Raw genomic sequence first — 13,205 nt, 5'->3', positions numbered from 1 at the left:
TGATGACCGCCCCGACTGTGCATTCGCAGCCGGCGGGGACGGCTTTGTCTCCACCCAGTCGAAGGAACGCGTATGACCACCAAGCCAACCGGCGATATCGCCGCGCATCGCCTGTCGTCCACGCAACTCTCGTGCGAATTCGCCGATATCGCGCCGCTGCTCGATCCGACCGCGGCGGCGGCCGCCGCCAGCCGCTGCCACTACTGCTACGACGCACCGTGCGTGCAGGCCTGCCCGACGCAGATCGACATCCCGAGCTTCATTCGCAAGATCGGCAACGGCAACCTGAAGGGCGCCGCGACCGACATCCTGTCGGCGAATCCGCTCGGCGGGATGTGCGCACGCGTGTGCCCGACCGAGATCCTGTGCGAAGGCGCATGCGTGCGCAACCACCAGGATGCGCAGCCCGTTGCGATCGGCGCGCTGCAGCGGCATGCGACCGACTGGGCGATGGCGACCGGCGCGGTGCGCTTCACGCGCGCGCCCGACACGGGCCGCCACGTCGCGGTGGTCGGCGCGGGGCCGGCCGGGCTCGCGTGTGCGCACCGGCTCGCGCTCGCCGGGCATCGCGTCACGCTGTTCGACGCACGCCCGAAGGCCGGCGGTCTCAACGAGTACGGGATCGCCGCGTACAAGACCGTCGACGATTTCGCGCAACGTGAAGTCGAGTGGCTGCTGTCGGTGGGCGGCATCACGCTGCAGACCGGCGTCGCGCTTGGCCGCGACATCACGCTGGACGCGCTGCGCGAGCAACACGACGCGGTGTTTCTCGCGATGGGCCTCGCCGGCGTGCGCGCGCTCGCGATCGACGGCGAACAACTGGCCGGCGTGATGAACGCAGTCGACTTCATCGAGCAGGTACGGCAGGCCGACGCGCTGGAGAACGTGCCGGTCGGGCGGCGCGTGGTCGTGATCGGCGGCGGCAATACGGCCATCGATGCGGCGGTGCAAAGCCGCAAGCTCGGCGCCGATCGCGTGACGATGGTGTACCGGCGTGGCGTGGACGCGATGAGCGCGACGTGGGCCGAGCGCGAATTCGCGCAGAAGAGCGGCGTCACGCTCGTCACGCACGCGAAACCCGTGCGCATGGCGGGCGTGAACGGGCAGGTGACGGGTGTCGAGTTCGAGGCGGCATCGGGCGAGCGTTTCACCGTCGACGCGGACATGGTGCTGAAGGCGATCGGCCAGACGCTGGTGCCGGACGATGGCGCAGCCGCGCTGCTGACGGCGGACGCCACGCGTATCGCGGTGGATGCGGACGGGCGCACCGCATGGCCCGACGTGTGGGCCGGCGGCGACTGCGCGGCGACGGGCGGCATCGACCTCACGGTGCAGGCCGTGCAGGACGGCAAGCGCGCGGCCGCGTCGATCGACGCGGCGCTCGCGCAACGCGACGCGAAGGCCGCGTGAGCGCACCGCGCGCATCACATACCACCACGAGCACAACGAACACGACCCCACTCTCACGGAGCCGAACATGGCCGACCTTCGCTGCACCATCGCGGGCATCACTTCGCCGAATCCCTTCTGGCTGGCGTCCGCGCCACCGACCGACAAGGCCTACAACGTGAACCGCGCGTTCGAGGCGGGCTGGGGCGGTGTCGTGTGGAAGACGCTCGGGCTCGATCCGCACGTCGTCAACGTCAGTTCGCGCTACGGCGCCGTGCAGTGGAACGGCCAGCGCATCGCGGGGCTGAACAATATCGAGCTGATCACCGACCGTCCGCTCGACGTGAACCTGAGAGAGATCGCGCAGGTGAAGCGCGACTGGCCGGAACGCGCGCTGATCGTGTCGCTGATGGTGCCGTGCAACGAGCGGGACTGGAAATGGATCTTGCCGCTCGTCGAGGATACGGGCGCCGACGCGGTCGAGCTGAACTTCGGCTGTCCGCACGGGATGAGCGAGCGCGGGATGGGTGCGGCGGTCGGGCAGGTGCCCGAATACGTGGAGATGGTCACGCGCTGGGTGAAGGAAGGCACGAAGCTGCCGTGCCTCGTGAAGCTCACGCCGAACATCAGCGATATCCGGATGGGATCGCGCGCCGCGTACAAGGGCGGCGCGGACGGCGTGTCGCTGATCAACACGATCAACTCGATCGTCGCGGTCGATCTCGACCACATGGCGCCGATGCCGACCGTGGACGGCAAGGGTACGCACGGCGGCTATTGCGGCCCGGCGGTCAAGCCGATCGCGTTGAACATGGTCGCGGAGATCGCGCGCGACCCGGAAACGCCGAACCTGCCGATCTCCGGCATCGGCGGCATCTCGTCGTGGCGCGACGCCGCCGAGTTCATGGTGCTCGGCGCCGGCAGCGTGCAGGTGTGCACCGCGGCGATGCATTATGGATTCCGGATCGTGTCGGACCTCGCCGACGGCCTGTCGAACTGGATGGACGAGAAGGGTTACGCGACGCTCGACGATATCCGCGGCCGCGCGGTGCCGAACGTGACCGACTGGAAATACCTGAACCTGAAGTACGACATCAAGGCGCGCATCGACCAGGACCGCTGCATCCAGTGCGGGCTGTGCCATATCGCGTGCGAGGACACGTCGCACCAGGCGATCACGGCGACGAAGGACGGCGTGCGTCACTTCGAAGTGGTGGACTCGGAATGCGTCGGGTGCAATCTTTGCATGCATGTGTGTCCGGTCGAGCAATGCATCACGATGGAGCGTGTCGATTCGGGCGACTACGCGAACTGGACCACGCATCCGAACAATCCGGCGAGCGCGGACGCGGGGGCGAGTGCAGGTGCGGCGGCGGCACCCGAGAAGCACGCGAAGAAGGCTGCCTGACCGGCGTCCGGCGGCGCGGGAGAGCCCCGCACCGCCGCTTTTCGTTCCACCCGGGCCGGCACGCATGGTGCCGGCGCTGACGTTTTCGCGGAGTACGTTCGATGAATCACGCAGCGAATCCCGCCGATCCCGATGGCGCCGCGGCGCAGGGCGGCAGCCTGTACAACGACGACCTCGCGCCGACGACGCCGGCGCAGCGCACGTGGAAGTGGTATCACTTCGCGGCGCTCTGGGTCGGGATGGTGATGAACATTGCGTCGTACATGCTTGCGGCGGGGCTGATCCAGGAAGGCATGTCGCCGTGGCAGGCCGTGGCGACCGTGTTGCTTGGCAACCTGATCGTGCTCGTGCCGATGCTGCTGATCGGTCATGCGGGCGCGAAGCACGGGATTCCATACGCGGTGCTCGTGCGTGCGTCGTTCGGCACGCAGGGCGCGAAGCTGCCGGCGCTGTTGCGCGCGATCGTCGCGTGCGGCTGGTACGGGATCCAGACCTGGCTCGGCGGCAGTGCGATCTATACGCTGCTGAACATCCTGACCGGCAACGCGCTGCACGGTGCCGCGCTGCCGGTCATCGGCATCGGGTTCGGGCAGCTCGCGTGCTTTCTCGTGTTCTGGGCGCTGCAGCTCTACTTCATCTGGCACGGCACCGATTCGATCCGCTGGCTCGAGAGCTGGTCCGCGCCGATCAAGGTCGTGATGTGCGTGGCGCTCGTGTGGTGGGCGACGTCGAAGGCGGGCGGCTTCGGCACGATGCTGTCGGCGCCGTCGCAGTTCGCGGCGGGCGGCAAGAAGGCCGGGCTGTTCTGGGCGACCTTCTGGCCGGGCCTGACCGCGATGGTCGGCTTCTGGGCGACGCTCGCGCTGAACATCCCCGATTTCACGCGCTTCGCGCATTCGCAGCGCGACCAGGTGATCGGCCAGTCGATCGGGCTGCCGTTGCCGATGGCGCTGCTGTCGGTGGTGTCGGTCGTCGTGACGTCCGCGACCGTCGTGATCTACGGCAACGCGATCTGGGATCCGATCGACCTGACGAGCCGGATGACGGGCATCGGCGTGGGCATCGCGCTCGTGATCCTCACGCTCGACACGATGTGCTGCAACCTCGCCGCGAATCTCGTCGGCCCGGCCTACGATTTCTCGAGCCTGTGGCCGAAGGCGATCTCGTACCGCACCGGCGGGATGATTACCGCGACCATCGCGATCGTGATGATGCCGTGGAAGATCCTCGCGACGACGGACGGCTACATCTTCACCTGGCTCGTCGGCTATTCGGCGCTGCTCGGGCCCGTGGCGGGGATCATGATGGTCGACTACTTCCTGATTCGCGGCACGCGGCTCGACACGCGCGCGCTGTTCGACGAACGCGGCGGCTTCAGCTACGCGCGCGGCTGGAACCCGGCCGCGCTGGCCGCGCTCGCGGTCGGCGTGCTGCCGAACCTGCCCGGCTTCCTGCACACGGCATTTCCGGCGTCGTTCCCGAACGTGCCGGCGTTCTTCAACACGCTTTACACGTACGCGTGGTTCGTCGGCCTCGTGCTGGCGTCGGGCGTGTACGGCACCTGGATGAAGTGGCGCGCCGGACAGCGCGCGCAGATCGCGAGCGCATGACACGCGCGATGCGCTTGATGCGTGCGATGCGGCACCCGACAGTCAACGAGGAGGCAACCCCATGGCAATCCTGATTCGCGGCGGCACCGTGGTCGATGCGGACCGCTCCTATCGCGCCGACGTTCTGTGCGCGGACCCTGAAGACGGCGGCACGATCCTCCAGATCGCCGAGCAGATCGACGCGCCGGCCGGCGCGAGCGTCGTCGACGCGCACGACCAGTACGTGATGCCGGGCGGCATCGATCCGCATACGCACATGGAACTGCCGTTCATGGGCACGACCGCGAGCGACGATTTCTACTCGGGCACGGCCGCCGGGCTCGCCGGCGGCACGACGAGCATCATCGACTTCGTGATCCCGAGCCCGAAGCAGCCGCTGATGGACGCGTTCCGCGAATGGCGCGGCTGGGCCGAGAAGGCGGCGGCTGACTACGGCTTCCACGTGGCCGTGACGTGGTGGGACGAGAGCGTGCATCGCGACATGGGTACGCTCGTGCGCGAGCACGGCGTGTCGAGCTTCAAGCACTTCATGGCGTACAAGAACGCGATCATGGCCGACGACGAGGTGCTCGTGAACAGCTTCTCGCGTTCGCTCGAACTCGGCGCGCTGCCGACCGTGCACGCCGAGAACGGCGAGCTCGTGTTCCAGCTGCAGAAGGCGCTGCTCGCGCGCGGGATGACGGGACCGGAGGCGCATCCGCTGTCGCGGCCGCCGGAGGTCGAGGGCGAGGCCGCGAACCGCGCGATCCGCATCGCGCAGGTGCTCGGCGTGCCCGTGTACATCGTGCACGTCTCCGCGAAGGACGCGGTGGATGCGATCACGCGTGCACGCAGCGAAGGGCTGCGCGTGTTCGGCGAGGTGCTGCCGGGCCACCTGGTGATCGACGAGGCCGTTTATCGAGACCCGGACTGGACGCGCGCGGCCGCGCACGTGATGAGCCCGCCGTTCCGCTCGGCCGAGCATCGCGAGGCGCTGTGGCGCGGGCTGCAGGCGGGGCAACTGCATACGACGGCGACCGACCACTGCGTGTTCTGCGCGTCGCAGAAGGCGATGGGTCGCGACGATTTCACGAAGATCCCGAACGGCTGCGGCGGGGTCGAGGATCGCATGTCGGTGCTGTGGCATCACGGCGTGAATCACGGCCGCATCACGCCGAACGAGTTCGTGCGGATCACGTCGACGAACGCCGCGCAGATCTTCAACCTGTATCCGCGCAAGGGCGCCGTGCAGGTGGGCGCCGATGCCGACCTCGTCGTGTGGGACCCTGCTGCGACGAAGACGATCTCGGTGAAGACCCATCATCAGCAGGTCGACTTCAACGTGTTCGAGGGGATGACGGTGCAGGGCGTCGCGACGCATACGCTCACGCGCGGCGCGCTCGCATGGGCCGACGGCGAATTGCGCGCGGTGCGCGGTGCGGGCCGCTACCTGAAGCGCCCGCCGGCGGCCGGCTACTACGAGGCCGCGCGGATCGCGAACCGGCTGCGCGAACCGCATCCGGTCGAGCGCGCCGGCTGAACGGTGCGTAACGTGCGGGGCGTGTCGGGTCGAGCGGCACGCCCCGCATGCTTCCTCTTGCCTTCCCGTGCATGCCGGCACCGCTTCTGCCTGCTGCTCACCATCCCGCCAATTCTCTCAGTATTTGGGACGGATCGTAGCGTGATCCCGTCTTGCCGATCTCCCAGTATGTAGAAGAACTGAGCAAGTCGACGAAGCACGCGACGTTGCTCGAACGCGGCCATTTTGTTTGCGTTGTCGGCGTGCATGCCGGCGAGTAATATCCACCGACGGCGTTTCGCAGGCACGCCGGGCCTGCCCGCCGAACAGTCCAACAACATTGAGAGCAAGGAGTACGAGGTGGATATTCTGCGCAGTCTCCTGGGTATGCTGTTCCTGCTGCTGGTGGCCTATCTGCTGTCGAACAACCGGCGCGCGGTGAGCGGCCGGACCATGGTCGCCGCGCTGTGCACGCAACTGGCGATCGGCGCGCTGGTGCTGTTCGTGCCGTCCGGCCGCACGGCGCTGGCGGCGGCCGCGAACGGCGTCAATCGCGTGCTCGACATGGGCAATCACGGCATCGCGTTCGTGTTCGGCGGGCTCGTCGACAGCAGGATGTTCCAGCTGTTCGGCGACGGCGGGTTCGTGTTCGGCCTGCGCGTGCTGCCGATGATCATCTTCGTGACCGCACTGATCGCGGTGCTGTACTACATCGGCGTGATGAAGTGGATCGTTGCAATCCTCGGCGCCGCACTGGCGAAAGTGCTCGGCGTGAGCCGCATCGAGGCGTGCTCGGCCGTCGCGACGATCTTTCTGGGGCAGAGCGAGATGCCCGCGCTCGTGAAGCCGTTCGTGCGGAACATGACGAGCGCCGAAATCTTCACGGTGATGGCAAGCGGCATGGCGTCGGTCGCCGGCTCGGTGCTGGTCGGCTATGCCGGCCTCGGCGTGAAGATGGAATACCTGCTCGCCGCGTCGTTCATGGCGGTGCCCGGCGGCCTGCTGTTCGGCAAGCTGCTGTTTCCGACGGTCGAGCCGAGCCGTGTCGTGGTCGACGGGCTCGACTTCGACGACAAGCGCGCCGCCAACGTGATCGAGGCGGCGGCGTCGGGCGCGTCGGTCGGGCTGCGGATCGCGATCAACGTCGGCGCGATGCTGATCGCGTTCGTCGGGCTCATCGCGCTGATGAACCTCATCGTCAGCGGCGCGGCGGCGTTCGCGGGCTTTCCGCAGATCACGCTCGTGGGTATCATCGGCCACCTGTTCGCGCCGCTCGCGTGGATCATCGGCGTGCCGTGGCACGACGCGGCACTGGCCGGCAACTTCATCGGCGAGAAGCTGATCTTCAACGAGTTCGTCGCGTATGGCGACCTGTCGCCGTACCTGAAGAGCGGCGAGCACGTCGCGGCGGCCGGCCTGCAGGTGCTCGACCCGAAGACGCTCGCGATCGTGTCGTTCGCGCTGTGCGGCTTCGCGAACTTCTCGTCGATCGCGATCCTCGCGGGCGGCTTCAGCGCGGTCGCGCCCGAGCGCCGCTCGGAAGTCGCGCGGCACGGCCTGCGCGCACTGACGGCCGCGACGCTGTCGAACCTGATGAGCGCGGCGATTGCGGGCCTGTTCTTTTCGCTCCATTGAACTTGCGCCTGAACCTGAACGATCGAGGAGAGGCAACGATGTTTTTACCGCAGGAATTCATTCGCCGGAAGCGCGACGGGCAGCCGCTCGATCGCGACGGGATCGCCGCGTTCGTGCGCGGCGTGACCGACGGCAGCGTGACCGAGGGCCAGGTGGCCGCGTTCGCGATGGCCGTGTTTTTCAACGACCTGAGCACCGACGAGCGCGTCGCGCTGACGCTCGCGCAGCGCGACTCGGGCGACGTGCTCGACTGGCGCGCGCTCGATCTCGGCGGGCCGGTGATCGACAAGCATTCGACCGGCGGCGTCGGCGATGTCGTGTCGCTGATGCTCGGGCCGATGGTCGCCGCGTGCGGCGGCTACGTGCCGATGATCTCGGGGCGTGGGCTCGGCCATACCGGCGGCACGCTCGACAAGCTGAGCGCGATTCCCGGCTACGACGTGACGCCCGATACGGACGCGTTTCGTCGCACGGTGCGCGAGGTCGGCGTCGCGATCATCGGGCAGACGGCGCGGCTGGCGCCGGCCGACATGCGCATCTACGCGATTCGCGACGTGACGGCGACCGTCGAATCGATCGCGATGATCACCGCGTCGATCCTGTCGAAGAAGCTCGCGGCCGGGCTCGACGGGCTCGTGATGGACGTGAAGGTCGGCTCCGGCGCATTCATGCCGACCGCCGAACAGTCGGCGGAACTGGCGCGCAGCATCGTCGACGTCGGCAACGGCGCCGGCATGAAGACGACCGCGATCCTCACCGACATGAACCAGTCGCTCGCGCCGTGCGCGGGCAATGCGCTCGAAGTGGCGTGCGCGATCGACTACCTGACGGGCAAATCGCGCCCGGCACGCCTGCATGACGTCACGATGGCGCTGTCGGCGGAGTTGCTCGTCACCGGCGGGCTGGCGCGCGACGTCGAGGCGGCGCGCGTGGAGTTGCAGCACGCGCTTGATTCGGGGGCGGCTGCGGAACGCTTCGCGAAGATGGTCACGGCGCTTGGCGGCCCCGCGGACCTGATCGACGCACCCGCGCGTCATCTTGCGCGGGCGGAGGTGATCGTACCGGTTCCGTCGCGCGTGAGCGGCGTCGTGCAGCGGGTCGATTGCCGCGCGCTCGGGCTCGCGGTCGTCGCGCTCGGCGGCGGGCGCACGCGCGCGGCGGACGCGATCGACTACAGTGTCGGCCTGACGGCGCTCGCGGAGATCGGGCAGCGTGTCGAAGCCGGCCAGCCGCTCGGCCATGTGCATGCCCGCGACGCAGCCGCCGCGGCGCACGCGGTGGATGCGATCCAGCGCAGCTATGTGCTGGGCGAGACGGGCGACGCGCCGCCGACCCTCTATCAGCGGATCGGCTGACCGATCGCACGGTGCGGATACCGGCGATCGCTTCACGCCACGGGCGTATCGTGGCGGCCGGGATGCGGCCGCGCCGATGCTCCCCGGCACACAATCGGAGGCACGACGAGATGGAACGACACGAACTGATCGAAGCGGCGAAGGAGGCGCGCGAACGCGCGTACGCGCCGTATTCCCGCTTCAAGGTCGGCGCCGCGCTGCTGGCGCGCGACGGGACGGTTTTTCACGGCTGCAATGTCGAGAACGCGTCTTACGGACTCTGCAACTGCGCGGAACGCACGGCGATGTTTTCGGCCATCGCCGCCGGTTATTTTCCGGGGGATTTCACGCGGCTCGCGGTCGTGGGCGACACGGTCGGCCCGATCGCGCCGTGCGGCGCTTGCCGCCAGGTGATCATCGAGATCGGCACGCCGGACATCGAAGTGATCCTGGCCAACCTGAACGGGGCCGTCGACGTCACGACGGCCCACGCATTGCTGCCGGGCGCGTTCCGCTTGTAACGAACGGCGCGCGCACCGGCGCGCCGCTCACGTCACGCGCCGTCGCGCGCTTCGCGGATCGGGATCACCGTGCGCGCGCCGCACTGGCGCAGCAGGTCGCGCAGCTCGTTGATGACCGGAAACACCTCGTGGTTCCAGTCGGCGCCCTGCCGGTCATGCGCTTCCTGCTCGCGCTCGACGATCCAGCGATCCTCGCGGAAGATGCGCTCGGTGAACCAGACGAGCAGCGGCCACGCGAGATCGAGCGCGAACGGTATGCCGGGCTTGTGGATCGACAGCAGTCCGAACGTGCGGTTGGTGCGCTGCTCGGCGTCGAGCGGGACATAGACGATCCACAGGTCCATCACGAGCGTGCCTTCGCTCGAGCGGATCTGCAGTGTCTGGTACGGATAACCGGTGCGCACCGTCATCACGCTCTTGTCCGCCTGCTCGCCCGGCTTCTTGCTCGCGCCGAACACGAGCGCCTCGCCGACCGGCTGCTTGCCTTCCATCCGCGCGAACGTGTAGTCCACCTCGACCCAGTCGTCGCCGCGACGCCGGCCGACCGAGCGCGCACGCATCTGCCCCATCTGCTTGCGATGCAGGAACTGATGGTTCATGTCCATCAGGTTCTCGTGCATGAACGAGTAGTGGCACTTGACCTCGCGGCCGAAGCGGCGCGTCTTGAACGCGCGGTCGTCCGCCGATTCGAGCGCGGGGAACGGCCGCGAGTCGGCGAGCGTCGCATCGCCCGGGAACACGAAGATCAACCCGTGCGCTTCGCGGCACGGATAGGCGCGCACGCCGTTGGGCAGGCGCTCGCGGCCGAGGTACGGCACGTCGACGCAGCGACCGCTGTCGCACGCGTAGGTCCAGCCGTGATAACAGCAGCGCAGCGTCTCGCCGCTCACGACGCCCGCGTGCAGCGGCACCTGGCGGTGCGCGCAACGATCCTCGAGCGCGTACACGGCGCCGGATTCGGTGCGCACGAGCACGATCGGATCGCCGGCGAAGCGCACGCCGAGTGTCTTGCCGCGTTTCAGCTCGCGCGACCACGCGAGCGGGTACCAGTAATCGGGATGAATCGGCACGCGGCGCAAGTCGCGCACGGCCGAGCCGGAAGAGGGTTCTCCAAGGGTGCCGCTGTCAGGGAAGGGCACTGCTCGCATGCGTGACGTCTCCGGGCTGGACTGGAATTCCGGGCGCCGCAAGATGCGGCGGGGATCTGGAGAAGTCTACGCGAAGTTGCCGGTCGCGGCGGACGCGATGCGGGTTTGCCCCGGCACGACGCCCGCGGTTTCGTTGATGCAGCGCAAACCGGATCGCGGGCGGCTCGCGCCGGCCGTGCGTGGCCGCACGGGCTTCGGCCGCGCGGCGGGCGTTACCCGGTCAACCCCGTCACCCCGTCACGCGGCCGCGTGACCGCGTGGCGGTCACGAGCGCGCATCGCGCCACAGCACCGCGTCGGTGCGGTACAGCGCCGGGAAGTACTGCTTCAGCCCGGCGATCTTCGGCATGTCGTTGTACGCGATGTACGGCGCGTCGGGGTGCAGCTCGAGGTAGTTCTGGTGGTAGGCCTCGGCCGGGTAGAACCCCTTGTAGTCCTCGACGCGCGTGACGACCGGCGCCGGAAACACGTGCGCGGTGCCGAGCTGCGCGATGTACGCGGTCGCGACCGCGCGTTGCTGCGTGGTGGTCGGGAAGATCGCCGACCGGTATTGCGACCCTTCGTCGGGGCCCTGCCGGTTGAGCTCGGTCGGATCGTGCGCGACCGAGAAGAACACCTGCAGAAGCCGGCCGTACGTGATCCGGGTCGGGTCGTAGACGATGCGAACCGATTCCGCGTGCCCGGTCAGCCCCGAGCCGACGAGCGCATAGTGCGCGGTTTCGGACGCACCGCCCGCATAGCCGGCCGTGACCTGCTTCACGCCCTTCACGTGCTCGAATACGCCCTGCACGCCCCAGAAGCAGCCGCCGGCGAATACGGCCGTCTCGTCGTGCGATGTGCCGGGCGTTTCGTCGAGCGTGGGCGCGGGTACGGTGCGCATCGCCTCGGCGGAGTTGACGATGCGCTGGTAGCCGAACACGGCGAGAGCCGCGACGGCGATGGCGCCGATGCGGCGCAGCATCGCCTTTCGCCGTTGCGGCGCGGAACCGCGGGGGGAGGTGGTGTTCACGGTGTGCTCCTTCGGAAGGCGGAATGGAAAGCGGGGCTCGGACGCGGCGCCGGTGCGCCGCCCCCGGCCGGGATCAGCCGAACGTGAACGCATAGGCATTCACGCCGGGATCGAGAAACTCGATCGAGAACGTGCGATCGGCGATCGCGCCGGGTTGCCGGACCAGCTGGTACAGGCGTTGCCCGGTCACGGTACCGTAGCCTTGCGCATCGACGTCGCTGCCGTGCGCGGCGCCGGGGGCCGCGCCGTCGAGCGTCACGCGAAAACGCACCGGCTTGCCGTCCTCGCCGGGGCCGAGCACCAGGTGCAGGTCGCGCGCATGGAAGCGGTAGACGATGCGGCCGGCGGGCGCCGCGAGCGTCGCGCGTTCGGCGCCGACCCGCCACATGCCGGCGAGGCCCCAGTCGTTCAGATCGGGACGGGCCGGCTCGGCATAGTGATACGCCGCATCGCGCACCACGCCGCCGGGCGACACGAAATCCTCGGCGCGTGCGTAGCCGACGTAGGTCTCGGGCGAGCGGACGTCCGCGCTGTCGGCCGCCGCGAGCGCACCCTTCGCGGGCGCGCCGGCGAGCCCGAGCGGCACGTTCAGTGCTTCCGGATGGCCGGCCTCGGCGAGCAGCGACTGGATCGCGCGCTCCGATTCCGCGTACTCGCCCTCGCCGAAGTGGTGACGACGCACGCGGCCTTGCGCGTCGACGAAGTAGTGCGCGGGCCAGTATTCGTTGTTGAATGCGCGCCAGATCGCGAAGCGGTTGTCGATCGCGACCGGGAAGTCGATGCCGAGGTCGTGCACGGCCTTCTTCACGTTGCCGATGTCGCGTTCGAACGCGAATTCGGGTGCGTGCACACCGATCACGACGAGCCCGTACGGCGCGTACTTGCGCGCCCACGCGGTCGTGTACGGCAGCGTGCGCAGGCAGTTGATGCACGAATAGGTCCAGAAATCGACCAGCACCACCTTGCCGCGCAGGCCGGCCGCCGTCAGCGGCGGCGAGTTCAGCCACTGCACCGCGCCGTCGAGCGACGGCAGCGTGCCTTCGACGGGCAGCGCGGCCGGCCCATGCGTCGCGTCCACCGCGCGCATCATCGCGCCGCCGGCCTGCGCGGCATCGGCTGTCGCGGCCATCATCGCGCCGCCGGAACCGTTCGCGGCACCGTTGGCCGAGCTGTCCGCCGCGCGTTCTGCCACGTTCTCCGCCGAACCGCCGGCCGTGGCCATCGCCGCCGGCGCGCCGCTCGCATGCCCGCCGAGCCGGTCGACGAGCTTCGTTTCGAGCCCGCCCGTCGTGACGGTCGACAGTTGTGCGAGCGCGCCCGTATCGAGGCCGAGCGCGATCGCGCCGACGCCGGCCAGCAGCGCCGCGCCGATTCCGCGCTTGATCCATTCGCCGGCGCCGAGCGAGCGCTTCATCGCGGCGAACACCTTGCCGCCGATCACCAGCGCGACACCGAGCGACGTCGCCGCGCCGGCCGCATACGCGACCAGCAGCAGCGTCGTGCCGACGCTTGCGCCGCGCAGCGCGGCGCCGGTCAGCACGAGCCCGAGGATCGGGCCCGCGCACGGCGCCCACAGCAGGCCGGTCGCGACGCCGAGCAGCAGCGACGACGCGGGGCCGGCCGGACGGCCGTCGCGTTGCGCGAAGCCGGTGAG

General features: G+C 68.9%; 10 protein-coding genes. 7 read left to right on the top strand and 3 right to left on the bottom strand.

From position 1 onward, the window contains the following. The first annotated feature begins 72 nt into the window (after positions 1–72). The 7 genes from ABY44_RS07825 to ABY44_RS07795 all read left to right on the top strand — a co-directional run bounded on the left by ABY44_RS07825 (position 73) and on the right by ABY44_RS07795 (position 9,395). The gene (locus tag ABY44_RS07825; protein ID WP_060172615.1) at positions 73–1,410 is read left to right on the top strand and encodes an NAD(P)-dependent oxidoreductase; all 1,338 of its coding nucleotides are present in this window, start codon (positions 73–75) and stop codon (positions 1,408–1,410) included. A gap of 67 nt (positions 1,411–1,477) precedes the next feature. Next, positions 1,478–2,797, top strand: coding sequence for an NAD-dependent dihydropyrimidine dehydrogenase subunit PreA (gene preA / locus ABY44_RS07820; RefSeq protein WP_021156780.1), 1,320 nt, complete (start codon positions 1,478–1,480; stop codon positions 2,795–2,797). 101 nt (positions 2,798–2,898) lie between these two features. Continuing rightward, entirely contained in the window at positions 2,899–4,407 is a 1,509-nt protein-coding gene (locus ABY44_RS07815) for an NCS1 family nucleobase:cation symporter-1 (protein ID WP_027792247.1), read from the top strand. A 61-nt stretch (positions 4,408–4,468) separates the two neighbouring features. Next, complete coding sequence (gene hydA, locus ABY44_RS07810) at positions 4,469–5,926, top strand: dihydropyrimidinase (RefSeq protein WP_021156782.1); 1,458 nt, start codon at positions 4,469–4,471, stop codon at positions 5,924–5,926. Between the two features lie 339 nt (positions 5,927–6,265). Then, positions 6,266–7,540 (top strand): NupC/NupG family nucleoside CNT transporter, encoded by a 1,275-nt coding sequence (locus ABY44_RS07805; RefSeq protein ID WP_060172617.1) that lies wholly within the window; start codon positions 6,266–6,268, stop codon positions 7,538–7,540. 38 nt (positions 7,541–7,578) lie between these two features. Then, positions 7,579–8,895, top strand: a complete 1,317-nt coding sequence (gene deoA, locus ABY44_RS07800; RefSeq protein ID WP_060172619.1) for a thymidine phosphorylase — start codon at positions 7,579–7,581, stop codon at positions 8,893–8,895. Between the two features lie 110 nt (positions 8,896–9,005). Beyond that, the gene (locus ABY44_RS07795; protein ID WP_060172621.1) at positions 9,006–9,395 is read left to right on the top strand and encodes a cytidine deaminase; all 390 of its coding nucleotides are present in this window, start codon (positions 9,006–9,008) and stop codon (positions 9,393–9,395) included. Positions 9,396–9,427: 32 nt separating this feature from the next. On the opposite strand, the gene ABY44_RS07790 is transcribed toward ABY44_RS07795, so the two are convergent. From ABY44_RS07790 to ABY44_RS07780, 3 genes are all read right to left on the bottom strand, one after another. Then, on the bottom strand, positions 9,428–10,543 hold the full coding sequence (locus tag ABY44_RS07790; RefSeq protein ID WP_027792251.1) for an aromatic ring-hydroxylating oxygenase subunit alpha: 1,116 nt from the start codon (positions 10,541–10,543) through the stop codon (positions 9,428–9,430). Between the two features lie 264 nt (positions 10,544–10,807). Beyond that, positions 10,808–11,503 (bottom strand): peptide-methionine (S)-S-oxide reductase MsrA, encoded by a 696-nt coding sequence (gene msrA / locus ABY44_RS07785; RefSeq protein WP_060172623.1) that lies wholly within the window; start codon positions 11,501–11,503, stop codon positions 10,808–10,810. A gap of 121 nt (positions 11,504–11,624) precedes the next feature. Further along, positions 11,625–13,205 (bottom strand): cytochrome c biogenesis protein DipZ (locus tag ABY44_RS07780; protein WP_431641063.1); only part of this gene is annotated, 1,581 nt, incomplete at its 5' end.

The organism is Burkholderia sp. ZZQ-2 (assembly GCF_050768715.1).
GTDB lineage: Bacteria > Pseudomonadota > Gammaproteobacteria > Burkholderiales > Burkholderiaceae > Burkholderia > Burkholderia cepacia.
Note: the sequence above shows the minus strand (reverse complement) of the source record. Positions and strands in the feature narration are given on the sequence as shown.

What these genes read in the sequence shown, in the direction of transcription:
- ABY44_RS07795 (WP_060172621.1), top strand. Translation starts at nt 9,006, where the DNA reads ATGGAACGACACGAACTGATCGAAGCGGCGAAGGAGGCGCGCGAACGC.
- ABY44_RS07790 (WP_027792251.1), bottom strand. Translation starts at nt 10,543, where the DNA reads ATGCGAGCAGTGCCCTTCCCTGACAGCGGCACCCTTGGAGAACCCTCT.
- deoA (WP_060172619.1), top strand. Translation starts at nt 7,579, where the DNA reads ATGTTTTTACCGCAGGAATTCATTCGCCGGAAGCGCGACGGGCAGCCG.
- ABY44_RS07815 (WP_027792247.1), top strand. Translation starts at nt 2,899, where the DNA reads ATGAATCACGCAGCGAATCCCGCCGATCCCGATGGCGCCGCGGCGCAG.
- msrA (WP_060172623.1), bottom strand. Translation starts at nt 11,503, where the DNA reads ATGCTGCGCCGCATCGGCGCCATCGCCGTCGCGGCTCTCGCCGTGTTC.
- hydA (WP_021156782.1), top strand. Translation starts at nt 4,469, where the DNA reads ATGGCAATCCTGATTCGCGGCGGCACCGTGGTCGATGCGGACCGCTCC.
- ABY44_RS07825 (WP_060172615.1), top strand. Translation starts at nt 73, where the DNA reads ATGACCACCAAGCCAACCGGCGATATCGCCGCGCATCGCCTGTCGTCC.
- preA (WP_021156780.1), top strand. Translation starts at nt 1,478, where the DNA reads ATGGCCGACCTTCGCTGCACCATCGCGGGCATCACTTCGCCGAATCCC.